Annotated in this window: 21 protein-coding genes; 9 read left to right on the forward strand and 12 right to left on the reverse strand. The window is 73.8% G+C overall.

The genetic code is table 11. The annotated features are described in order from the left end of the window. Positions 1-2: 2 nt before the first annotated feature. From ACQPY0_RS20620 to ACQPY0_RS20645, 6 genes are all read right to left on the reverse strand, one after another. On the reverse strand, positions 3-1,097 hold the full coding sequence (locus ACQPY0_RS20620; protein WP_432991227.1) for an MAB_1171c family putative transporter: 1,095 nt from the start codon (positions 1,095-1,097) through the stop codon (positions 3-5). Continuing rightward, positions 1,084-1,581: a hypothetical protein gene (locus ACQPY0_RS20625; protein ID WP_432991229.1), complete on the reverse strand. Its 498-nt coding sequence runs from the start codon at positions 1,579-1,581 to the stop codon at positions 1,084-1,086. The genes ACQPY0_RS20620 and ACQPY0_RS20625 overlap by 14 nt, the downstream gene beginning before the upstream one ends. Before the next feature lie 47 nt (positions 1,582-1,628). Next, complete coding sequence (locus tag ACQPY0_RS20630) at positions 1,629-2,258, reverse strand: hypothetical protein (protein WP_432991231.1); 630 nt, start codon at positions 2,256-2,258, stop codon at positions 1,629-1,631. 88 nt (positions 2,259-2,346) lie between these two features. After that, complete coding sequence (locus ACQPY0_RS20635) at positions 2,347-3,879, reverse strand: FAD-dependent monooxygenase (protein WP_432991233.1); 1,533 nt, start codon at positions 3,877-3,879, stop codon at positions 2,347-2,349. A gap of 95 nt (positions 3,880-3,974) precedes the next feature. Next, positions 3,975-6,758, reverse strand: coding sequence for an AAA family ATPase (locus ACQPY0_RS20640; protein WP_432991235.1), 2,784 nt, complete (start codon positions 6,756-6,758; stop codon positions 3,975-3,977). Then, positions 6,755-8,722, reverse strand: a complete 1,968-nt coding sequence (locus tag ACQPY0_RS20645) for an anthranilate synthase family protein (RefSeq protein ID WP_432991237.1) — start codon at positions 8,720-8,722, stop codon at positions 6,755-6,757. Before ACQPY0_RS20645 ends, ACQPY0_RS20640 begins: the two co-directional genes overlap by 4 nt. 89 nt (positions 8,723-8,811) lie before the next feature. On the opposite strand from ACQPY0_RS20645, the gene ACQPY0_RS20650 reads away from it, so the two are divergent. The 6 genes from ACQPY0_RS20650 to ACQPY0_RS20675 are packed head-to-tail and all read left to right on the forward strand — an operon-like array spanning position 8,812 to position 14,361. Further along, on the forward strand, positions 8,812-9,609 hold the full coding sequence (locus tag ACQPY0_RS20650) for a 2-amino-3,7-dideoxy-D-threo-hept-6-ulosonate synthase (RefSeq protein ID WP_432991239.1): 798 nt from the start codon (positions 8,812-8,814) through the stop codon (positions 9,607-9,609). 16 nt (positions 9,610-9,625) lie between these two features. Next, entirely contained in the window at positions 9,626-10,729 is a 1,104-nt protein-coding gene (locus ACQPY0_RS20655; RefSeq protein ID WP_432991240.1) for a 3-dehydroquinate synthase II family protein, read from the forward strand. Further along, positions 10,729-11,469, forward strand: coding sequence for an amidohydrolase family protein (locus ACQPY0_RS20660; protein ID WP_432991242.1), 741 nt, complete (start codon positions 10,729-10,731; stop codon positions 11,467-11,469). Before ACQPY0_RS20655 ends, ACQPY0_RS20660 begins: the two co-directional genes overlap by 1 nt. A 16-nt stretch (positions 11,470-11,485) precedes the next feature. Further along, on the forward strand, positions 11,486-12,736 hold the full coding sequence (locus tag ACQPY0_RS20665) for a phenylacetate--CoA ligase family protein (RefSeq protein WP_432991244.1): 1,251 nt from the start codon (positions 11,486-11,488) through the stop codon (positions 12,734-12,736). A gap of 9 nt (positions 12,737-12,745) precedes the next feature. Continuing rightward, positions 12,746-13,738 carry an FAD-dependent monooxygenase gene (locus ACQPY0_RS20670; protein WP_432991246.1) on the forward strand — a complete coding sequence of 331 codons (993 nt, stop codon included), beginning with the start codon at positions 12,746-12,748 and terminating at the stop codon, positions 13,736-13,738. After that, positions 13,735-14,361 carry an isochorismatase family protein gene (locus ACQPY0_RS20675; protein ID WP_432991248.1) on the forward strand — a complete coding sequence of 209 codons (627 nt, stop codon included), beginning with the start codon at positions 13,735-13,737 and terminating at the stop codon, positions 14,359-14,361. The genes ACQPY0_RS20670 and ACQPY0_RS20675 overlap by 4 nt, the downstream gene beginning before the upstream one ends. A 206-nt stretch (positions 14,362-14,567) precedes the next feature. On the opposite strand, the gene ACQPY0_RS20680 is transcribed toward ACQPY0_RS20675, so the two are convergent. Then, positions 14,568-15,080, reverse strand: a complete 513-nt coding sequence (locus tag ACQPY0_RS20680; protein ID WP_432991250.1) for a helix-turn-helix transcriptional regulator — start codon at positions 15,078-15,080, stop codon at positions 14,568-14,570. A 43-nt stretch (positions 15,081-15,123) separates the two neighbouring features. Beyond that, positions 15,124-15,819: a Crp/Fnr family transcriptional regulator gene (locus tag ACQPY0_RS20685; protein ID WP_432991252.1), complete on the reverse strand. Its 696-nt coding sequence runs from the start codon at positions 15,817-15,819 to the stop codon at positions 15,124-15,126. Positions 15,820-16,171: 352 nt separating this feature from the next. On the opposite strand from ACQPY0_RS20685, the gene ACQPY0_RS20690 reads away from it, so the two are divergent. Next, a complete protein-coding gene (locus ACQPY0_RS20690) occupies positions 16,172-16,912 on the forward strand; it encodes a hypothetical protein (RefSeq protein WP_432991254.1) in 741 nt (246 codons plus the stop codon). Positions 16,913-17,565: 653 nt separating this feature from the next. Then, positions 17,566-18,543: a cation diffusion facilitator family transporter gene (locus ACQPY0_RS20695; RefSeq protein ID WP_432991256.1), complete on the forward strand. Its 978-nt coding sequence runs from the start codon at positions 17,566-17,568 to the stop codon at positions 18,541-18,543. A 25-nt stretch (positions 18,544-18,568) separates the two neighbouring features. Here the strand turns inward: ACQPY0_RS20695 and ACQPY0_RS20700 are convergent, their stop codons facing one another. The 3 genes from ACQPY0_RS20700 to ACQPY0_RS20710 are packed head-to-tail and all read right to left on the reverse strand — an operon-like array spanning position 18,569 to position 21,758. Next, positions 18,569-19,546, reverse strand: a complete 978-nt coding sequence (locus tag ACQPY0_RS20700) for a carbohydrate ABC transporter permease (RefSeq protein WP_432991258.1) — start codon at positions 19,544-19,546, stop codon at positions 18,569-18,571. Then, the gene (locus ACQPY0_RS20705) at positions 19,543-20,514 is read right to left on the reverse strand and encodes a carbohydrate ABC transporter permease (protein ID WP_432991260.1); all 972 of its coding nucleotides are present in this window, start codon (positions 20,512-20,514) and stop codon (positions 19,543-19,545) included. The genes ACQPY0_RS20700 and ACQPY0_RS20705 overlap by 4 nt, the downstream gene beginning before the upstream one ends. Further along, positions 20,511-21,758: an ABC transporter substrate-binding protein gene (locus tag ACQPY0_RS20710; RefSeq protein WP_432991262.1), complete on the reverse strand. Its 1,248-nt coding sequence runs from the start codon at positions 21,756-21,758 to the stop codon at positions 20,511-20,513. Before ACQPY0_RS20710 ends, ACQPY0_RS20705 begins: the two co-directional genes overlap by 4 nt. 322 nt (positions 21,759-22,080) lie before the next feature. Between ACQPY0_RS20710 and ACQPY0_RS20715 the strand changes: the two genes are divergently transcribed. Then, on the forward strand, positions 22,081-22,440 hold the full coding sequence (locus tag ACQPY0_RS20715; protein WP_432991264.1) for an STAS domain-containing protein: 360 nt from the start codon (positions 22,081-22,083) through the stop codon (positions 22,438-22,440). Positions 22,441-22,449: 9 nt separating this feature from the next. On the opposite strand, the gene ACQPY0_RS20720 is transcribed toward ACQPY0_RS20715, so the two are convergent. Beyond that, positions 22,450-22,875 (reverse strand): DUF2716 domain-containing protein, encoded by a 426-nt coding sequence (locus ACQPY0_RS20720; RefSeq protein ID WP_432991266.1) that lies wholly within the window; start codon positions 22,873-22,875, stop codon positions 22,450-22,452. Between the last annotated feature and the right edge of the window lie 27 nt (positions 22,876-22,902).

The raw sequence follows: 22,902 nt of genomic DNA on the forward strand, positions 1-22,902 counted from the left end.
CATCAACTCAGGTTTACCATCCGAGGCGCGTCGGGCGGATCGTTGTGGCCGGGCTGCCGGTCGACCGGCGCCGGGACGGGGGTGGCCACAACGCTTCCAGCCCCCAGGAGGGCGCGGGCCTGCTCGACCAGGCTCGTGTCGGCGGCGCCGTCCCCGGACGCGGGCGCAGCCGTGTGGCCGGCCAGGCCCAGCTCCCACTGCGCGTCGCGGATCTCGATGATCCGCCGGTAGAGGCGCAGGTCGACGCCGCGCACCGTGAACAGGTCGGCGAGGCGCCCAGGCGGGTCGCCGAGGACCACATGGGGTACCGACGAAACCAGCGAGACCCACAGCGGCCGCAACCGCTGCAGCGCCGCGTAGTGCGCCGCCCATCGCCGCAGTCCGCCCAGCGCGGGCAGCGCCGCGCCCGCGGCGAACAGCAGCAGCATCGCCGCGAGCAGGCTGCGCGAGACGTTCTCCGCGCCCGGGCCGTTGAGCGCGTCGCTGCCCAGCGCGTTGCTCACCTGGAACGCCACCCGGTTGAGGATGAACAGCAGGCCCACGAGCGCGCCGGCGGTGAGCAGCCGCAGGCCGGCCCGCAGCGTCCCGCGCCCGGCCCGGCCGGCCGCCGGATGGAACAGCGTCAGGCAGCAGGCGAGGCCGACGAAGAGGCCGAACTGGGTCAGCACGCCGTACGCGGTCACGGCCGGGGTGCCGGCCCGCTCGGCCACGAAGTCGCCGCGGGCCGGGTCGCGCGGCACCAGCACGAACAGCACCGCCATGGCGACGCCGGCCGCGGCGAGCAGCGCATACGCCCAGCGCCGCAGCCGCGGGCGGCGCGCGACCGGGCCGTCCATGAGGCCGGTGAGGCGCAGCATCGCGGCCGAGGCGGCCACGGTCGCCAGGTTCTTCAGCGGCACCGAGGCGTCGGCCACGTGCAGCAGCCGGTCGGTGGCGAAGGAGATCTCGCGCCGGTTGAACGTGAACGACAGCGCCGCGAGCAGGGCGACCAGCCGCACGGCCCGGCCGCGGGGCGGCTGCGGCGTCGCGAAGCGCCAGATCGTGAACGCCCACAACGCGGCCAGGACCAGGAACTCGAGGGTGTCAGCGAACGCCATGGCCCGGCCCCGGGATGAGCGCCTCCGACAGGCCCCGCAGCAGCGGGTCGTCCGGGCGAGGGCGCCCGGCCTCGCCGCGTAGCGCCCGGCCACTGATCATCGTCGCGATCATCTCGGCGACCTGCTCCTGCGGGGCCGAGTACGTGGAGCGCAGCAGCACGCGGGCGACGGTGGCCGGGTCGAGGTCCGGCAGCACGAGACCGGGCGCCCGGTGCTCGCACAGGATGTGCCCGATCTCGTGCAGGATGATGTGCCGGCGGTGCAGCGGGTCGGTGCCGGCCGCGTAGAAGACGTGGTCGGCCCGTTCGGTGGAAAGCCACAGCCCGCACGGCGCCCCGGTGGGCGCGGGCTGCGGATGCAGGTGCAGGTCGCGGCCCCGGCGCGCGGCGACGTACGACAGGAACACGGACAGATCGAAGGGGTCAGGGACCTCGATGTCCGCGAGCAGGCGCCGGCACTGCCGCTGAAGCCGCCGCAGTCGCACGCCGCCAGCCTAACCGCCGGTCGGCCCGGGGCCGACCGGCGGTGCTCCTAGGCCGCCCGGCGCACCTGCTCGCTGAGCAGATCGGTGAGGTGGTTCGCCGCCCGCACCGCGGCCAGCCGCCCGTTCCAGATGAGCATCAGGTCCTCGACCGCGCACGCCGGCGGGGCGTAGTTCAGCGCCGCCGCGAGGTGCGGGTTGACCTTCGCCCACTTCAGCAGCGACCCGGTCACCTCCGCCTGCAGCGCGTCGGGCGGCAGCGGCCCGGCGGCGCCGACCGCGTCGAGCATCCGCTCGCGATACGGCCAGTACGACCAGACCTTGCACTCGTCCAGCAGCTGCGCGACCGCGTCGGTGCGGCGGTAGTACAGCGCGAGCTGGATCGAGTCGGTGCGCCCGTCGTCGACGAACGCCTCGTTCAGCGGGTGCCGGGCGTGGGCGCCGGCGACCTCGTAGAAGGTGCTGCGGCTGCCGTGCGGGGCCGCCGCCTCGACGATGCTCTTCCACGTCAGCTGGGCCGCGGGCGCGCTGGCCACGAGGCCCGCCACGGCCCGGAAGTACACGGTCTTGGTCCGCCAGTGGCTGCGCTTGGCGGTCTTGTTCGCCGACAGCCGCCGGTGCCACCGGCTCACGACGGTGCTACCGAGGTCCGGGGGTGGCGTCAGGGTCGTCATGCTCATCGGTCCTGTCCTGCCTGTGTCGGTTCGTGCGTGCCGGAATCGATCGGGGGTGTCTTTCGAGACTCGCCGCCGGTTGCACGGGGGACCATCACGTATTCGCGTGGTCTTGGCGCGGGCGGTGCCCGCTGACCAGGTCGAGCACGGCGTCCCAGTCCGCCGGCGCGGCGTCGGCGCACCAGGCGACGTGCCGGTCCGGGCGCACCAGCGCCAGCGGCCGGTCCCAGCCGGCCCGCACCGCCGCGTCGGCGACCGGCAGGTGCGTGATCGGGATGCCGCGCCCGGACGCGGCCGCGACCAGCGCCAGCCCGGCGGACTCGCCGGTGAGGTCGACGAGCGTCAGCTCCGGGCCGAACCGGTCGGCGAGCGCCTCGCCGCCGTCCAGGCGCACGTCGGGGGCGCGGCCGCCGGGGCGCACGGCGCTCTTGGCCGAGCCGTCGTGCCACACCACGGCCGAGTTCGCGTGCCGGGCCGGCAGCCCGGTGGCGTCCGCCTGGTGCGTCTCCTGGGCCAGTACGGCCGCGAGCAGTTCGGGCGCGGCCCCGGCGGCGCTGAGCCGGCCGAAGCGGCGCCGGGTCTCAAGCGCCCGGGCCAGCAGCTCCCGGTCGAGCAGAGCGCTCGGGCGCCGTTCGGACTCGTAGCTGTCCAGCAGGCCGGGCCCGCCCCAGCCGTTGATCTCGGCGGCGAGCTTCCAGCCCAGGTCGACGGCGTCGGCGAGACTGGTGTCGGCGAGCTCGCCGGCCGGATGGAAGCGGTGCGCGGCCTCGCCGGCCAGGAACACCGGGCCGCGCCGGTAGGCCGCGGCGACGCCGAGCGCGTCGTCCCACTGCGCGACGCTGAGGATCTCCGGCACGTCCAGGCCGCCGCCGAGGCGGGCGCGCAGCATCGCGACCGGGTCGGTGGTGACCGGCTCGTCGGCGGAGATGGGCAGGTGGGCGACCCAGCTGTCGCCGTCGCCGCGGGACACGCTGCTCGTGCCGCCGACGACGAGCACGACCGGGCGGCCGCCCGCCGGCAGCCGCGGGTCGGTGCTGCGGAAGAAGACCGAGCAGTGCTGGGCGGGGCTGCCGAGGCTGTCCATCGGCACCTCCAGGCAGTGCCGCACCGTGCTCTGCGCCCCGTCGCAGCCGACGAGGTGCCGCGCCGCGACCGCGTGCCGCGCCCCGGCGTGCACGTCGAGCACCGTGGCGACGGCGCCGTCGGGCTCGACCCGCAGCCCGGTGAACGTCCAGCCCTCCCGTAACTCGACCAGCGGGTGGCGGCGCAGCTCGTCGCGCAGGCGCCGGGTCAGCTCGGCGGCCGGGATGCGGTGGTCGGCGGCGCCGGCGGCCGTACGGGGCGAGACCAGCACCGGCTCGTCGTCGAGGCGGGTGCGCCACTCGACGTCCTCGGGCCGGGCCGCGCCGGTGCCGTACTCGCGCGCCAGAACGCCCAGGCCGAGGCGGGGCAGCAGGTCCATGGCGATCCCGGTGAGCCGGTCGACGCCGGGGTGGCGGGGCGGTGCGACGGCCCGCTCGACGACCAGACAGGGCACGTTGTGGTGGGCGAGCTCCAGCGCGAGCACGGCGCCGGTCGGCCCGGCCCCGACCACGAGTACCTGCGTGCGAACCGTCGGCGTCGTCACCGTCTCCCCCATCGCTCGGCCCGTGGCGACGGCTGCGTCGCCTCCGGTCATGCTGGGGTGCGGGCGGGTCCCGCCGACATCACGTATTCACGTGGTCAAGGATCGAGACGGTCCTTCGCGACGAGGTTGGCGAGCTCGACCCGGCCGCGCAGCTCCAGCTTGGTGAAGATCTTGCGCAGGTGACTGTCGACCGTGTGCCGGGACAGGTGCAGGGCGGTGGCGACCTGCCGGTTGGTCAGGCCGTCGGCGACCCGCAGGGCGACGCCCCGCTCGGCCGGGGTGAGGTGGTGCAGCGGGGAGCCGGGGCGGAACACCGCCCGCTCGGCCGGGGCCTTGGGGCCGCCGAGGCTGAACTCGAGGCGGCGGCGGGCGCGCTCGGCGCGGCAGTCGGTGACGATGTCGACCGCCTCGGCGGCCCAGGCGCGGCCCTGCGCGGTGCCCTCGACGTTCAGCGCCGCGTCCTCCAGGGCCGAGGCAAGAGCGAGGCGCCGAGGTGTACGGCGGAAGCGCTCGACCGCCCCGCGCAGCATCCACGGGTCGCCGGTCAGGACCCCCTCGGCGTGGTCGGCCGCGGCGGCGAGGGAGAGCGATCCGGGGTTGCGCCGGGCGAGTCCCCGGGCGGCGGCGACGGCCAGGCGGGCGCGGGGCTCGTCGCCGGCCCGGACCGCGATGTGCACCAGCGCCGCGGCGGCCGAGGGATCCTGGGCGATGAGCACCGGGCGGCCGGGCAGCGCGTCGTAGAGGCCCGTGAGGGTGGCCAGGGCCGCCTCGGGGCCGGCGATCGCCTCCCGCAGCACGCCCTCGGGCCAGACGATGTCCTCGGGCGCGGCGCTGATGCCCAGGGCCATCCGCCGGTGCATGTGGGCCAGGTGCGCCTGGGCCTGCGGCAGGTCACCCTGCAGCACGGCGAGGCGGGTCAGCGTGCCCAGCAGCGGCACCGCCAGGGCGTACGCGGTCAGGTTGAGCGCGATCGCCACGCCCGCCTCGGCCTCGGCGGCGGCGTCGTCGAGCCGGCCGCGGGCGATGAGCAGGTTGGCGTGGTAGTAGTGCCACAGCGGCGTCGACCAGGCGGTGCCGAGGCGCTCGGACTCGCGCCGGCCCCGCTCGTAGGTGACCTCGGCGTCGTCGAAACGGTCGAGGGCGGCCTGGGCGTCGCCGAGCCAGATGCGCGGATGGCGGTGGGCGGCATCGCCGCGGACCCGGTCGGCGATGCCGGTGGCCTGCTCGGCGTGGGCGTAGGCGTCCTCCAGACGCCCCTGGGCCCCGGCGACCAGGCTGCGGGCGGTCAGGCCGAAGACGGAGGCGGCGTACTCGCCCGTGGCCAGCCCCGCCGCGGTGGCGGTCTCGCCGTCGGCGTCGGCGCCGGCCATGTCGTCGTCGTAGAAGCGGGCGTGGGCGCGGACCGCGTGCAGCTTCGCCCGCACGGACTCGGGGGCACCGGGGTTGGCCAGGCCCTGCGCGGCGTACTGCACCGCCATCTTGTTCTGCCCGTTGTGCTTGAACGCCTCGGCCAGGCCGAGCAGCAGCACGGCCTCGGTGCGCGGGTCGAGCCCGGCGCGCAGCGCGGTCTCGCCGAGGTTCTGGGCCTCGGCGAGCCGGCCGGCGGAGGCGAGCAGCCCGACCGCGTCGGCGACCAGGGCGGTGCGGCCGGGGTCGTGCTCGCCGATCACGGCGAGGGCGTGCACGACGAGGTCGGCGGCGGTCTTCGCTGCGGCCGGGGCGACCGCGAGCGCGGCCTCGTGCAGGATCGTGACGGCCTCGCGGCGCCCGGTGCGGCCGGTCTTGAGCAGGTGCTGGGCGACCTCGACCGGCGCTCGCCCCTCGGCCCGCGCGATCAGGGCCGCCTGGCGGTGCAGCATCGGGGCGAGGGCGGCGTTGAGCGTGCCGTACACCGCGAGGCGCACCAGGTCGTGCACGAAGGTGAGCTCGGTGCCGTCCTCGACCAGGATCCGCGCGCCGGTCGCCTCCCTGATCTGCTTGAACAGCGTCGCCGGCCGCACGTCGAGCAGCTCGGCGACGGCCTCGACCCCGAACGGGCGGCCGAAGACCGACGCCGCCTGCAGCAGCTCCTGGGTGTCGCTGGACAGCCCGTGCAGCATCTGCTCGACGATGGTGATGAAGCTGCTGGGCAGCTCCTCGCCGACGACCGTGCCGATTCCGTCGGCGACGACCAGCTGCCCGGTCAGGTGCAGCGTGCGGACCAGCTGCTCGACCTGCAGCGGGTTGCCGTCGCAGCCGCCGGCCAGGGCCAGCACCGTGTTGTCCACGTCGGCCCCGACGACCTGGGCGCACAGCCGGCGTACGGCCTCGTCGTCGAGGGTGGCGAGGGTGAGCAGCTCGTGCCCGTCGCGGGCCAGGCGCTCCATGAGCTGCTGGCCCGGGGTGCCGGCCGGGGCCGGGCGGTGCGCGAAGAGCCAGTGCACGGGGGAGGAGGCCAGGGCCGGGACGAGCTCGGCCACCGCGAGGGCGGACAGCTCGTCCATCCACTGGGCGTCGTCGATCGCGATGACCAGCGGATGGCGCGCCGCGTAGTCCTCCAGCGCCGCACCCAGCCGCTCGAGGGTGCGGTACTGCGCGTCGCTCTCCTGCCGCACCCACCCGATCGCCGGCTCCGGCGGCTGCAGCTGCGCCAGCGCCGAGGCCAGCGTGATCAGCGGCGCCGCCCGGTCCAGCTCGAACGCGGCCCGCGCCGCCACCGCCACCCCGCGGGCCCCGGCGAAGCGGACCGCCGCCTGCATGAGGTTGGACTTGCCGATGCCGGCCGCCCCCCTGACGATCGTGCACCCGCCGAAACCGGCCGCGGCCCCGGTCACCGCCCTGTGCAGGACGGCGAGTTCGCGGTCGCGCCCGAAGGTGCCCGGTGTCGTCAGCGGAATCACCCCTGTGGTCGAAACGGTGGCCCGGGAAACTGCGCGGGAACGGATTGCGGCCTGCGGCGATTCTCCCGGCCCCCGAAGATCGACTTGAACAGCCTTTCGGGGGACCCGGACGAACCCGGACGGCATCGGCCGTCGGCCCGATATCGCGCTGGTCCCGCCCCCGAAGGCGGGGCCAGCAGGCATTCGGCCAGCAGGCGCCGCAGAATCGCCGGGCCGTGCTCGGTCAGCACGGACTCGACGTGGAACTGTATCGATCGCGCTCGAGCCATACGGATCGCGTGCACGGCCCCGGTGTTCCCGTCCCGCAATATCCCGATTCGCTCCGGCGTTGCGTCACGCACCGTCGCCACATGAATAGCATTCATTCGATGTCCTGGGGCGTCGGACACCGCGACGAACGTGTTGTAGAAGCCGACCCGGCCGAAGCCCGGCACGTGCCGCGGCTCGCCCTGGGCCGGCCGGTCGAGCCGGCGGATCGGCAGCCCGAGCTCGTCGGCGAGGACCTGGTGGCCGAGGCAGACCGACAGCATCGGCGTCCGGTCCGAAAGCAGCCGCCGGGTGATCTCGTGCAGCCCGTCGATGCGCGGGTCGCCGCGGTCGCGCGGGTCGCCGGGGCCGGGCCCGACGATCACCGCGTCGAAGCCGCGCCGCAGCCGGGTGCCGACCTCGACCCGCAGCCCGAGCGCTTCGGTGAGCCGGGCCAGCATCACGGTGAAGTCGTCCTCGGCGTCGATGATGAGCACCCGCCCGGACAGCGGCGCGAGCCGGACCGGCCGGCCGAGCCAGAACGGCGACAGCCCGGCGTTGCGCCGCCGCAGCGCCCGCTGCACGGCCGGCAGCTTCGGCCGCTGCGGCGAGACTCGCTCCCCACCCAGCGCGGCCAGCAGCGCCGCCGCCTTGGCCCGGGTCTCGGCCGCCTCGGCCGCGGGGTCGCTGTGGCGTACCAGCGTCGCGCCGACCCCGATCGTCACCTCGCCGCCCGGGCCGATCTCCGCGGTCCGGATGATCAGCGCCGAGTCGAGCGAGCCCGGCCCGAGCAGCGCGACCGCCCCGCCGTAGTAGCCCCGGCCGGTGCCCTCCCGGGCCACGATCGTCCGGCACGCGGCGGTCAGCGGGCTGCCGGTCACCGTCGGGGCCGGCATCGTGGCGCGCAGCACCTCCGCCGGGCCGAGCCGGGTCGGGCCGTCGATTATGTACTCCGTGTGCGCCAGCCGCGACATCGGCCGCAGCCACGGCCCGCGCAGCCGCCCGCCGCCCTCGCACACCCGGGCCATGGTCTTGAGCTCCTCGTCGGCGACCATGAACAGTTCCTCGGTCTCCTTGCGGTCGGCGAGGAACCGGCGCAGGCCGCGGGTGGTGGGGCCGCCGGGCGGGTAGCGGTACGTGCCGCTGATCGGGTTCATCGCCGCGATCCCGCTGTCCAGGCGGGCCTGGGACTCGGGCGTGGCGCCCAGCAGCGTCCGGCCGCGGCAGTGGATCAGGAACGTCCAGTACGCCCCGCGCTCGGCCAGCAGCAGGCGCCGGAACGCCGCGAGGGCGGTACGCGGCCCGAACGGCTCGATCGTCGCCCGCAAGTCGCGGCGGATGACGAAGTTGGACCCGGTGCCGCGCCCGATGTCCTGCGCGATCACCCGGCGCACGATCCGCTCGTACTCGGCGTCGCTCACGGCGAAGTCCCCGCTCAGGCGCGCCTCGTCCACCGGCAGCAGCGCCGCGGCCGTCTCGGCCGGCAGCGCGTCCGCCCAGGTCACGGCGAAGGCCAGCACCGGGGCGCCGTCGTCGATGCAGGGCAGGCCGCGCTCGGCGATCGTGCGGTACGGCAGCGCCGCCACCACCTCGCGCTCCCCGCCGCCCGGGTCGAGTCCGGCAAGCGTCCGGCCCACCCGCAGCTCCACCCGGTCGTCGCGGCACAGCAGGGCGTAGGCCTCGGCGTTCGCTATGCGGTCCAGCCATGGATGTGTCATGCTCGCCACGGTCGCCGCGACCCGGTGAGGGCGGCCACTACCCATTGAGGTAGTGGGGCGTGTCCCGGCCCGCGGCTACCTTTCGGTGCGTGGCTCACAACGACGCCTTCGCCCGCCGGGTACGGCTGGATCGCCTGTACCGCAACGGATCCGGCGGCCTGCTCGTAGTTCCGCTCGACCACCCGATCAGCGGCGCCCCCATCATCCACAGTGGACGGCCCGGAGGCCTGGACGGGCTCGTGGGCGAGCTCGCGGCCGGCGGTGCCGACGCCGTGGTCCTGCACAAGGGCGCCCTGCGGCGGGTTCAGCCCCGCCGCCTGCGCGATCTGTCCCTCATCGTCCACCTCAGCGCCGGCACCGGCCTGTCCGCGGACCCCGACGCCAAGGTGCTCGTCTGCACCGTCGAGGAGGCGCTGCGGCTGGGCGCCGACGCGGTCAGCGTGCACGTCAACGCCGGCTCCCGCACCGAGCCGCGGCAGCTGGCCGACCTCGCCGCGGTCGCCGGCGACTGCGACCGCTGGGGCGTGCCGCTGCTGGCCATGGTGTACGCCCGCGGCCCCGCCATCGCCGACGGCCGCGCCGCGCACCTGGTCTCCCACGCCGCCGCCATCGCCGCCGAGCTCGGCGCCGACCTGGTCAAGACCGCGATGCCGCGGGCCGTGGCCGACCTCGCGGCGCTCACCGGCGACTGCCCGATCCCGGTCCTCGCGGCCGGCGGCGACGCCCGCGACAGCGGCGAGTCGCTTCGCCACCTCGCCGACGCGATGCGCGCCGGCGCCGGCGGGATCGCCGCCGGACGGCTCGTCTTCAACGCCCCCGAACCGGCCGCGATGGTGCGCCGGCTCTCCGCCCTCGTCCACGACCGCGCTCCGGCGCACAGCCGGTGAGAAGGAGTACACCCACATGAAGCAGTGCTGGCTCGACATCCGCGGCGCCGACGGGCTCAAGCCCGCCCTGTGCCAGGAGGCCATCCACCGGGGCTTCGACGCCATCGTCGCCGACGACCCCGCCGACCTCGAGGGCCTGCCGCCGACCGTGACCCGGGTGCTGCTGCCCGGGCGCGGCGCCCTGCCCGAGCAGTTCGGCGCCGCCGACCTCGTCGTCGTCGACCCCGCCGCGCACGGCGAGCCGGCCCGGCTCGCCCAGCGCCACCCCGGCACCCGCTTCGGCGGCTACGTCGAGGTCACCGACGCCGACACCCTCGCCGCGGCCTGCGCGAGCGTGACCCGCGACCCGTGCACCGTGCTGCGCTTCGCCGACCCGACGAACATCCCGCTGGAGATCGTGCTGGCCGCCGCGGCCGACGCGCACGGGCTCATCATCACCACCGTCGAGCGGGCCGAGGAGGCGCCGGTCCACCTCGGCGTGCTCGAGCACGGCCCGGACGGGGTGATGATCGCCCCGGCCGCGCCCGGCGAGGCGGGCCGGCTCAAGGACGCCGTCGAGCTGCGCTCGCCCGACCTCGAGCTCAGCGAGCTCACCGTCACCGCCATCACCCACGCCGGGATGGGGGAGCGGGCCTGCGTCGACACGTGCACGTACCTGGCCCGCGACGAGGGCATCCTGGTCGGCTCGCGGGCCAAGGCCCTGGTGCTGTGCGTCAGCGAGACCCACCCGCTGCCGTACATGCCGACCCGGCCGTTCCGGGTCAACGCCGGGGCGATCATGTCGTACACGCTCGCCGACGCCGAGCACACCCGCTACCTCAGCGAGCTGCGCGCCGGCAGCATCGTGCTGGCCGTCGGCGTCGACGGGCGCACCCGGCCGGCGGTCGTCGGCCGGGTGAAGATCGAGACCCGGCCGCTGCTGTCCATCGACGCCGTCGCCGAGGGCGGCGAGCGGGTCAACGTGATCGTCCAGGACGACTGGCACGTGCGCATCCTGGGCCCCGGCGGCGCGGTGCTGAACTCCACCGCGCTCAAGCCCGGCGACAAGATCCTCGGGTACCTGCCGCAGCGGGAGCGGCACGTCGGGTACCCCATCGACGAACTGTGCTACGAGCAGTGATGTTCGACTTCCACGCACGTCTGACCCCCGGCCCGGGCGCGGCCGAGAACCTGCTGGCCGCGCTCGGCGAGGCCGGCGTCGAGCGGGCCGCGGTCTGCGCCGGCGGCGTCGTCGGGCTCGACCGGCTCTCCGTGCAGATCGTCGACGGCGGGCGCAGCAAGGCCCTGGCCGACAACGAGGGCGTCCGGCGAGCCTGCGAGGCCTCCGGCGGGCGGCTGGTGCCGTTCTTCTTCGCCGACCCGTACCGCGACGCCGAGGGCTACCGCGACAGCGCGCACCGGTTCCGGGGCCTGGAGATCTCCCCGGCGGTGCACGGCTTCCGCCTCGACGACCCGCGCGTCGACGCCCTGGTGCGCATCGCCGCGCAGCACCGCCACCCGGTGTACGTCGTCTGCCTCGGCCGGGCCGGGACCCGCACCGAGGACCTCGTCGTCCTCGCCGCACGCCACCCGGACGTCACGTTCGTCTCCGGCCACTGCGGCCACACCGGCCTCGACGCGGCCGGCCTGAACCTGGTCGCGCCGCTGCCGAACATCGCCGTCGAGCTCTCCGGCTGCTTCACCGCCGTCGCCCGCCTCGCGGTGCGCAGGCTGGGCGCGCACCGGGTGCTGTTCGGCACCGAGCACCCGCTGCAGCACCCGAGCGTCGAGGTCGCCAAGCTGCGCGCCCTCGACCTGCCCCCGGACGAGCTCGCGCTCGTCGCCGGGGGCAACGCCGACCGGATTTTGGAGCGCCGATGAGGGCTTTGGAGTGTCGATGAAACTGCCCCAGATCGGCGACTGGCGGGACTTCGCCGGACTCGCCCGGCTGCAGCAGGAGCGGCTCCCCGCGGTGCTGGCCGCCGCCGAACGCTCCCCATTTTACCGCAAGCGCGGCGTCGCACCGCTGCCCGAGCAGCCGCTGACCACCAAGCAGGACCTGCGCGACGCGTACCCGTTCGGCCTGCTCGCCTGCGAGCGCGCCGACCTGGCCACGTACCACGAGTCCAGCGGCAGCAGCGGCGAGCCGACCGCGTCGTACTACACCGAGTCCGACTGGACCGACCTCGCCGAGCGCTTCGCCCGCAAATGGACCGGCATCACCGCCGCGGACACGATGCTGGTCCGCACCCCGTACGCCCTGATGATCACCGGCCACCTGGCCCACGCCGCCGCCCGCTCCCGCGGCGCGACCGTCGTGCCGGCCGACAACCGCTCGCTCGCCACGCCGTACTCCCGGGTGGTCCGGCTCCTGCACGACCTCGGCGTGACGCTCACCTGGTCGCTGCCGACGGACACGCTGCTGTGGGCCGCGGCCGCGCGCATCGCCGGGTACACCGACTTCCCGGCCCTGCGCGCGCTGTTCGTCGGAGGCGAGCCCGTCGGGCCGGCCCGCAAGGCGCGCATCGGGCGGATCTGGGGCGCGCCGGTCGTCGAGGAGTACGGCGCCACCGAGACCGGCAGCCTCGCCGGCGAGTGCGGGCACGGCACCATGCACCTGTGGGCCGACCGGGCCGTCTTCGAGGTCCAGGATCCCGCCACAGGCGAGCTGCGGCCGGACGGACGCGGCCGGCTGGTCGTCACCCCGCTGTACCGCGAGGCGATGCCCCTGCTGCGCTACGCCATCGAGGACGAGGTGGAGATCTCGTACCGCTCCTGCCCCTGCGGCTGGCACCTGCCGGCCGTGCGCCTCCTCGGCCGGTTCAACGGTCGCCTGACCCAGCTCGGCGTCGAGGAGCTGGTCTTCGGCCTGCCGGACGACTTCGGGGTCTGGTTCTGGCGGGCCCGCTACGACGACGCCCGGGTGCGCGTGGAGATCGAGGTCGCCGACCGGTGGCGCGCCGCCGCGGTCGGCGAGCTGACCGCCTCGCTGCGCGCGGCCCTGCCTGATGTCGAGCCCACCGTCGTGCCCGTCCCGCCCGGCGGTCTGGTCCCGCACCGGCTGCTGACCGCGACCGCCGAGGTGATGAAGCCCCGCGGGCTGTTCGGTCCGGGCGAGGACTGGGACAGCGCCCTGCAGTACTACTGAGGAGATTCGATGCCGCTCATCGTCGGCGCCGGGATCGGCGGCCTGACTGCCGCCCTCGCCCTCGCCGCCCGGGGTGTCCCGGCGACCGTCGTCGAACGGTCGCCGGCCCTGGCCACCGAGGGCTTCGGCATCCAGCTCCCGCCGAATGCCACCGAGGTCCTGCACGGGCTCGGGCTCCGCGACGCGCTGGCCGCGGTGTCGCTGCGGCCGGTCGCGCGGGAGATCCGCCGGTGGTCCGACGGGGCACTGCTGGGCCGGTTCCCGCTCCCGCCCGCGCACCTGTGCCTGCGGCGCGCCGATCTGCTGCGCGTGCTGCACTCGGCGGCCGGCACCGTCCACTTCGGATCGCCGTGGACCGGCTCACGCGCCGACCTGGTGATCGGGGCGGACGGGCTGCGCTCCTCGGTCCGGCGTCTGCTGGCCGACGATTCCCTGTGCCCGTCCGGTTTTGTCGCGCACCGGGCCGTGCGGCCCTCGACGGTTGACGGGCCGCCGGTCGTGACCGTGCGGCCCTCGACGGTTGACGGGCCGCCGGTCGTGACCGTGTGGCTCGGGCCGGGGGCGCACGTCGTGGCGTATCCGGTCCCGGGCGGGACGAACGTCGTGGCCGTCACCGGCCCGGGTGCGGGCTTCGGCGGCTGGCACGCCCCGGTGCTTCGCCTGCTGCGCGGGCCGACGGCGGCCTTTGCCCTGTACACGCGGCCTGCGCTGCCCGCCTGGCACCGCGCCGGCGCGGTGGTCATCGGGGACGCGGCCCATCCGATGCTGCCGTTCCTGGCCCAGGGCGCGGCCCAGGCGATCGAGGACGCCGGCGCCCTGCCCGGCTTCCTCACCGACCTCGCCGGCTTCGAGGCACTGCGCCGGCCCCGGGCCGAGGCGGTCGCGGCCGAGAGCGCGGCGGGCGGGCACGAGTACCACCTCCCCGACGGCGCGCACCAGCGCCGCCGGGACGACGAGATCGCGGCCTGCGGGCCGCCCGGACAGAACTGGCAGGCCACATGATCCCGGCGATCGCCCCCTACCCGATGCCCGCCCCGCCCCGCGAGGGCCCGGCCCCCTGGAGGGCCGACCCGGCCCGCAGCGTGCTGCTGATCCACGACATGCAGCGATACTTCGTGGACCGCTTCGACCCCGGGCAGTCCCCGGGCCGCGAGCTGCTGGCGAACGTGTCGGCGCTGCGCTCGGCGTGTGCGGCCCGGGGCGTCCCGGTGCGGTACACCGCCCAGCCCGGCCGCATGAGCCGCGCCGACCGGGGCCTGCTGCACGACGTGTGGGGCCCGGGCATGACCGACGACGAGGCGAGCCGGGGCATCGTGGCGCCGCTGGCCCCCGCCGACCCCGGCGAGGTGGTGACGAAGTGGCGCTACAGCGCCTTCCACCGCACGCCCCTGGCCGCGACGCTGTCGCAGCTGGGCCGCGACCAGCTCATCGTGTGCGGGGTGTTCGCGCACCTGGGCTGCCTGCTCACGGCCTGCGACGCCTACGCCAACGACATCGAGCCGTTCCTGGTCGCCGACGCGATGGCCGACTTCACCGCGGCCGACCACGCGATGGCGCTGGACTTCGCGTCCCGCAGCTGCGCCGCGACCCCGACGACGGCGCAGGTCCTGACCTGGCTCCTCTGACGCGGTGTGGCGATCCGGGCGGTGCGGCGGCCGCCGAGTTCCCCCGCCCGGCTCGCCGCTTTTTGTCGCCGTGTATCGACCCGCTTGCGCTCCAGTGCTCGCCCGGGCCGCGCGCTCGTTCCTTCCCAGACGCTACCATCCCCATCCAACTTGGATCACCGTGCGGACACGCAGCGTCGTCGGCCGAGCCGGATCGGTGAAGGTGGTCAGCGCCTGGCGCGGGCCATCGAGGCCAGTTCCACGCGGGAAACGATGCCCAGCTTATGGAAGATCCGGCGCAGGTGGTAGTTGACCGTGTGCCGGGAGCGGCCGATCCGCGTCGCGATCTGCTGGTTGGTCAAGGCTCTTCCCACCAGGGCCGCGATGTGGCGCTCCTGCTCGGTCAGCGACTCCCAGCCCGTCGCTTGGGCCGGGCGGGGCGCGCCCATGGCCGCCAGTTCGGCGCGCAGGGCGGCGGCGGCCGGGCGGCACAGGGAGGCGGCCACCTCGGCGTGCACCAGGGGGCAGCTGAACATCAGGCGGTCGCCGGCGCCGAGCAGCAGGCCGGCGGTCAGGGCCTCGTCAAGGTACGGCAGCAGCTGGGCCGTGCCGCAGCGCATCAGGCGGGCCAGCTCCAGCACGCCGAAGCACGGGCCGATCGTCGAGGCCACCTGGAGCATGCGGCGGGTCGGGGCGGACAGGGCGGCCAGGCGGGCCGCGACCGTGTTCTGCGGGTGCATGCCGACCATGGTGGGGCCGGAGGCGGGCCGGGATCGGCTACAACTATGGGGTTGTCGGATCCAGTTCGGCCAGGGCGCGCATCCCGGCCGGATCGAGGATCGTCAGCCGGCGGTATCCGGTGCTGAGCAGGCCGCGCCCGCGCAGTTCGCGGATCGCGTTCTGCACCGTCGCCTGGGCGATCGCGATCATCGTGGCGAGCTCGGGCTGGCTCAGCGGCACGCCGATCTCGATGCCGCCGCCGGGGGCGGGGCGGCCGCACAGCTCGGCGATCTCGATCAGCAGGCGGGCCAAGCGGACGTGGGCGGGGTACACCGCGAAGTCGGTCCGGCGGCGGTTGGCCCAGCGCAGCTGGCCCGCGACCGCGGCCGTGACCCGCGCGGCGACCGCCGGGTGGTGGCGCAGGAAGCCTTCGAACGCGGCCTGCCCGACCACGCCCGCGGTGACCCGCCCGCACGCGGTCACGGTCGCGTTGCGCGGCGCGCCGGTGAGGGCGCCGACCTCGCCGACCAGTTCGCCGGGCACGCGGATGCCCAGCAGCGTCTCGAACCCGTCGACCGACGTCGTCACCTTCACGAACCCGCTGAGCAGCAGCTCCACGTGGGTCTCGCGGTCGCCCTCGCGCAGCACCACGCGGCCGGGGGCGAACTGCCGCGGCACGCTGAGGGAGACGAGCTCCTTCGCCGTCGCCTCGGGCAGGCCGCCCAGGAACGTGTTCGCGGGCCAAGCCGGGGTCGTCATGAGGTCAGTCTGACCGCTCCGGGCGAGCATGGACGAGGGCGTTTCCCGCGGTACCGCGCCGGAGGCGGTCGAACGTTCCGCCCAGGCGACCCGTGCCGTAGACGTCGTCGGTCGGGAAGCCGCTCTTCGGCACCTCCACGATGAACACCGCCCGGCTGCCCTGCGGGGAAGGGGCCGGAGAAGCCCCGGTGGGTGCGACTGGCGGGCGCTTACCCGTACCGTATCCACGAATATCACCATATTGCCACACCGCGTCGCCACTGCCCGCCCGCGCCGCGGCATTCGGTCCGAGAAGGGAAGCCATCGTGCCGAGCAACGCCGGCGAAGGCGCTGACCAGCAACCCGCAACGTCGTGGTTCGACCGGACGGCGGCTGTCTGATGGGTGTTGTGTTGTCGATCGATTTCGGTACGTCGAACACGGCGGCGGTGTTGTGCCGAGGTGAAGGGCGCGCCGAGCCGTTGTTGTTCGACGGATCGCCGTTGTTGCGCTCCGCGGTGTTCGCGCAGCCGGACGGGAGCCTGCTGACCGGCCGGGACGCGTTCCATTCGCTGCGGCTGGCACCGGAGCGGTTCGAGCCCAACCCGAAACTGCGGGTCGACGACGGCGTGGTGCTGCTCGGCGCCGAGATCCCAGTCGCAGCAGCGTTCGCCGCGGTGCTCGGCCGCGTGGCGAACGAGGCCGGTCGGATCGCCGGCGAGCCGATCGAACGGGTGGTGCTGACCCATCCGGCCGGGTGGGGAACCCGCCGGCGGGCAGTGATCGGGCTCCTGCAGACCATCGCGAAACTCACGATCGACCCTGGCAAGCTCACCGTCGAACGCAGATCGGGAACACCCAGGACCACAACGATTCGGTGGGACAGCGTGCAACGCGTCAGCGTGATCGGCGAACTCGACGCCGCGAGGCTCGTGGTCTGGTACCTCGATGGTCACCAACCTGACGCATCCCTTCGCGGCCAGATCCGCTTCGAGGACGGCTGGGTCGTCTGCCTGCTCGACCAGGTGACCTTGCCATCGAGCCGCGCCGACCAGCTCACCGAGATCCGCACAGCACTGGCACAGTTCGCCGGCGACAGGTACGCGAAGGTCTGACGCCACTACCCCGAGTGGGCTCCGGGCCAAACCGACCGGCGGGCTGCTCGTCAGGCCGAGCTGGGCCGGCCGGGCGCAGCGGCATCCACCTCAACGATCTGGTCGCGACCCTCGACGAGTTCGCCGGCGTCGGACTCGTTGAACGGCCCCGGCCGGCCGGCGTCGCAACATCATCACCATCACGCCGGCGGCTGCGCAGGCTGGCGAAGGCGATCGGCCAGGTGCAGACGGCCGGCCCACTACCTAGTTTCCTAGGATGCCAAGCGGGGGTTGGCCCCGGCAACAGTTTGGGAACGGCCGCGGACAGGCGGGAACACGGGGCGAGCCGGGGCTGTCGTCGGCGGCCGCGAGAGCGCGGGCCGGCAGCAGGTTGGCGAGCGGGCGAGCGGGCGGGCGAGCGGGGTGACGAGCGGGGACAGCCCCGCGATGAGGGCACGTCCGCGGCGATTCACGGGCGCATCGCTTCGGTGGCGGCCGGACGAGGAACAAAGGCGTTGCAGCGCGTGGGGGGCAATGCGGCCTGAGCTGTGTGAATGTGTTGGAAGGTCGGCAAGTACTCGCAATGATCAACTCCGTGCCGGGTCCGGAAACTCGTCGGGGGGAACCGGGCGAGGTGGTGTCGCCCGGTGGGGCGAGTAGGGGACGCTTGAGCAGTGAGCGAGCATCACGACCACGATCATGAGCAGGAGCACGGGCACCACCACGGCGTGTCGCGCGACGCGGACCGGCGGTGGCTGGCGGTCGCGCTCGGGCTGATCGGCGGGTTCATGGCCGGCGAGGTCGTCATCGGGGTGCTGGCCCGGTCGCTGGCGCTGCTGTCCGACGCCGCCCACATGCTCACCGACGCCGGGGCGATCGCGCTGGCGCTGCTGGCCATGCGGCTCGCGGCGCGGCCGCCGAAAGGGGGGTACACCTTCGGGCTGAAGCGCGCGGAGATCCTCTCGGCGCAGGCCAACGGGATCACCATGCTCATCCTCGGGGCGGTCCTGGCCGTCGAGGCGGTGCGGCGGCTGATCCACCCGCCGGACGTCGTCGGGCTGCCCGTCCTGGTCACGGCGCTGGCCGGCGTCGGGGTGAACCTCGCGGCGGCCTGGGCGCTGAGCCGGGCCAACCGGGCCAGCCTCAACGTCGAGGGGGCGTTCCAGCACATTGTCAACGACCTGTTCGCGTTCATCGCCACCGCCGTCGCCGGCCTGGTCATGGTGACCACCGGGTTCACCCGGGCCGACCCGATCGCCACGCTGGTCGTGGTCGCGCTCATGATCCGGGCCGGGCTGGGGCTGGTCCGGGCGTCCGGCCGGATCTTCCTGGAGGCGGCGCCGAGCGGGATCGACCCGCCCGCGCTCGGGGCGCGGCTGGCCGGTGTGCCGGACGTCGTCGAGGTCCACGACCTGCACGTATGGCAGATTACCTCGGGCGAGCCGGCGCTGTCGGCGCACGTGCTCGTGGCGCCGGGGCGCGACTGTCACGCGGTGCGGGCGGCGATCGAGGGCCTGCTGCGCCGGGAGTACCGCATCACCCACAGTACCTTGCAGGTCGACCACGCCGGCGTCCCGGCCGGCCACACGGTGAGCCTCGGCGCTCCGCACTGCGACGACTCCCACGGCGCGTCCTACCGCGCCACGGCCTGACGGGCGCGGCTACCGCACGGCGTGTTCAGCGCTCCTGGAGGGTGCCGGCGAGCAGGCCCCGCATGAAGAACCGGCCCAGCAGCACGTAGATGGCCAGGGTCGGGAGGCTGACCAGCAGGGCGCCCGCCATGGCCTGGCCGAAGGGGACCGACTGGCCGCCGGCGATGTTGTTCAGCGCGATCGTGACCGGCCACGAGTCGCGGCTGGTCATCATCGCCCCGAACATGAAGTCGTTCCACGACGAGGTGAACTGCCAGATCACGGCGACCGCGAAGGCCGGCTTGGCCAGCGGCACGGCCAGGTCGACCCAGGTGCGCAGGACGCCGGCGCCGTCCAGGCGGGCCGACTCGAGCAGGGCGTCGGGCATGGAGACGAAGTGGTTGCGGAAGATCAGGGTCGTGATCGGCAGGCCGTAGATGATGTGGATGAGCATCAGGCCGAGCAGGCCGCCGGTGGCGTCGCCGGCGCCGCGCAGGCCCACGGCGGTCATGGTCTGCGAGACCGGGATGATCACCGCCTGGTAGGGCACGAAGATGCCGAACAGGATCAGCGGGAAGACCACGCCCGACAGCGGGAAGCGGAACTTCGACAGCACGAAGCCGTTGGCGCAGCCCAGCAGCGCCGAGATGAGGCTGGCCGGGATCGACAGGGCCAGCGAGTTGCGAAAGCCGGAGGAGAGCTTGGGCAGCACGGCGCTGAAGTTGTCGAAGGAGAGGCTGGTCGGCAGTTCCCAGATGCGGGTCACCGACACGTCGGCCGGGTCCTTGAAGCTGGTCACGACGAGCACGTAGACGGGCATGAGGAAGAACGCCGCCAGGGCCCACAGGATGACGTACCGGATGGTGGTGCGCAGGGGGCCGGGGCGCTGCCAGCGCGGGGTGGTGTCGGGGCCCGGCGCCGGGGGCGTGGGCGGGGCCGGGCGGGAAAGGCCCGGCGGGAGGGGCTGGTTCTGCCGGGTCTGCTGCGGGACGATGGCGGTTGCGCGGACCATCTGAACCCTCACCGCCGTTCCGTGCGCAGGCTGTACCAGACGTAGGGGCCGACCACGAGGGCCACCCCGAGGAGCAGGACCGTGGCGATGGTGGCGCCGCGGTCGTAGAAGCCGCCGTCGAAGGTGGTGAACCACATGTACAGCGACGGTGTGTCGATGCGCAGGTTGCCCTGGTCGAGGGCGTAGAGCAGGTCGAACGTCTTGAGCGAGATGTGCACCATGATCAGCAGGGCGCTGAAGGTCACCGGCCGCAGGGCGGGGCGGACGACGTGCCAGAAGACCTGGGTTTCGCTGGCGCCGTCCATGCGGGCGGACTCGCGCAGGGTCTCGTTGACGCCGCGCATGCCGGCCAGGAACAGCGCCATCACGTAGCCGGACAGGGCCCAGCCGGCGGGCAGCGCGACCGCTCCGATCGCCCAGATCGAGTCGGACTTGTGCCAGTCGCTGCGCAGGAAGCCCAGGCCGGCGTCGGCGAGGAGCTTGTTGATGCCGGCCGTGTCGTCGCCCGCGCCGTTGTCCAGCAGCCAGCGCCACACGATCGCGGTGGCGATGAACGAGATCGCCATCGGGAACAGGAAGACGCCGCGCAGGAAGCCCTCGCCGCGTGCCCCGCGGTCGAGCAGCAGCGCCATGCAGAAGCCCAGCAGCATGGCGCCGACGACGAACACGACGGTGAAGACGATGAGGTTGCGCACGTCGGCGCGGAAGCGCTCGTCGCGCATGAGGGCGGTGTAGTTGTCGAGGCCGACGAAGTGGTAGCGGGGGGACAGGCCGCGCCAGTTCGTGAACGACACGCGGACGTTCCAGCCGAGGAACCCGTAGACGAACACGCCGATGAGGATCAGCGACGGGGAGACCAGCACCAGGCCGGGCAGCCAGCGGGGGCCGCGCTGCTTGCGGGGCCGGCGCGGCTTGAGCTCGTACGCCGGGCGGTCCGGCTCCGAGGAGTGGCGCGCCCGGTGGGCGACGGGGAGGTTCACTGCGTCTCCCGGTACTGCTGCTCGGCGGTGCGGGCGAACTTGCCCTGGTCGCCGTCCTGGACGAACAGGCCCAGCGCCGAGTCGATCTCCGCGTTGTACGCGTTGCTCGCCACCACGCCGTGGGCCAGCGATCCGACGATGCGGATCTTCGGGTCGCGCCACTGTTGCAGCGCCCAGCCGAGGTAGTCCTTGTACAGGCTCGCGTCGGCGTCGGTGCGGGCCGGTATGGAGCCCTTGAGCGGGTTGAACAGGTTCTGCCCGGCGGTGGAGCCGCACTCGGCGAGCCACTTGCGGGCCAGGTCCGGGCGGCGGGCGCCGGTGGGCAGGGTGAACGAGTCGGACAGGAAGTCGTAGACGCCGTCGCTGCCGGGGGAGGCGGCCACGTCGTAGCCGTCCTTCCAGTGCAGGCCTTTGGTCTGCTCCAGGTAGGACGAGGTCCAGTCGCCCATCACGGCGTAGACGGCGGAGCCGGAGAACACCTTGTCCAGCTGCGGCTGCCAGTCGCCGGCGGCGGACTTCACGTCGGAGACGGCCAGCACCCGCGCGTAGACGCCGAGGGCGGCGGTGACGTCCGGTGACAGCCAGCTGATCTGGCCGGCGAAGAGCCGCTCGTACTTGTCCGCGCCGAGCTCGCCCAGCAGGACGGTCTCCAGCAGGTGCTTCTGGGTCCACTCGGGGCCCAGGGCGAGCGCCACCTTGCCCTTGGCCTTGATGGCCTCGGCCTGCTGCAGGAACTCCGCCCAGTTCTTCGGCGGCCCGGGCAGGCCCAGGTCCTTGAGCGTCTTCGGGCTGAACCAGATGAGGTTGGCGCGGTGGATGTTGACCGGCACCGCGTAGATCTTCCCGTCGATGGTCAGGTTGCTGACCAGGCCCTTCGGGAAGACCTCGAGCCAGTGCTGCTGCCGGTAGAGGTCGGAGAGGTCCTGTACCTTGCCGGAGCGCACGTCGTCGAGTAGTTCGAGGCCGGCGTGGCGCTGGTAGGAGTCGGGCGGGTCGTTGGCCAGCAGCCGGCTGGCGAGGATCGCCTTGGCGTTGGAGCCGGCGCCGCCGGAGACGGCGGCGTTGACGAACCGCACGCCGGGGTTGGCGGCCTCGAAGGCCTTGGCCATGGCGGCCAGGCCCTCCTCCTCACCGGGCCCGGTCCACCAGGAGTAGACCTCGAGCTGGTCGTTGCTGGCGCCGCGCACCGCGAACATGGACAGGCCGCTGAGCAGCGACACGACCAGGATCGCCAAGATCGACAAGCGGCCCTTCCACACGCCAACCCTCCTGGGATCAGGACGCGGCGCGGCGACTCCATCCGGCGGGGCGGCGCTCGCATGTCGTCCAGGGACGCTATTGCGTGGACATACCGGTTGGTGATTGAACCTTAAGGCGCTACCGAGCGTCGATCGGCCACTTGCCGCCGACGAACGGTGGAACTTCTATCACGTTGTGATGGAAGCATCGCGCCCTGTGTTGTCTGAGGTTTTGCGCAGGTTATGAAACCGCTACCAGATCGTGGCGCGCCAATTCGCGGACGGCTGTTCACAATCGCGAGTGAAGTTCGTTACCGTGGCACTCGGTGTGACATTCACCGACACCTCGGAGGCGAGCGTGCCGCACGAGAGTTCACCGGTCCCCGCCGGGGCGGGCCTGCGGGTCAGCCTCCTGCACAATCCCAGCCACCCCGTCGCCATCCGCTTCGACGGCGAGATCGACGCGTCCTGGGCACAACACGCCCAGCACACCCTCGTCGAGGCGCTCCTGCACCACCGTCCCGACCCGATCGTGATCGACCTGCGCGGCGCCACCCGCCTGGACCCGCGGGTGGTCGGAGCGATCCTGGCCACTGTCGAGGCCGCCGACGACCTCGACGTCCCCGTCCAGGTCCTGCTCGGCGCCGCCGACCCGACAGGAGGTCTGCTGGCCGCCGCGGCCGGCTGACCGCTTTCGTCACCGTTCGGGCAGCCACGACAGCATCGGGGCGAGCACGCCGAGGAGCGGCTCGCCCCAGACCCGTAGTGTCTGCTCCCACGGGTGGCCCGACGTGCCCATCGCGAAGTCCTCGGTGCCGACCACGTAGTGCTCGCCGTTGGGCACGGCCAGCCACGGAAGCGGGTCGGTCCGCCGGTGCGGCCAGCAGCGCGCCGACGCGTGCTCCCAGTTGAGCACCAGCAGCGGCCGGTCCGCCGCCAGCACCCGTACGAACGCCAGATGCACCAGGTTGTTCACCGCGCGCTCGGCCGCGTTGAACTCCGCCTGCACCGTCGCGGTGAAGAATCCGCTGAGGTCGAAGACGATCGACGGCTCCGGCTCGGCGGGCACCCGCGCCCACAACTCGTCGTAGGTGTCGAAGCCGAGGTCCTCCCACGCCGCCACGGGCAGCAGGATATCTGCTAACAATGT

Origin of the sequence: Dactylosporangium sp. CA-233914, from assembly GCF_050942935.1 — a bacterium.
Lineage (GTDB): Bacteria > Actinomycetota > Actinomycetes > Mycobacteriales > Micromonosporaceae > Dactylosporangium.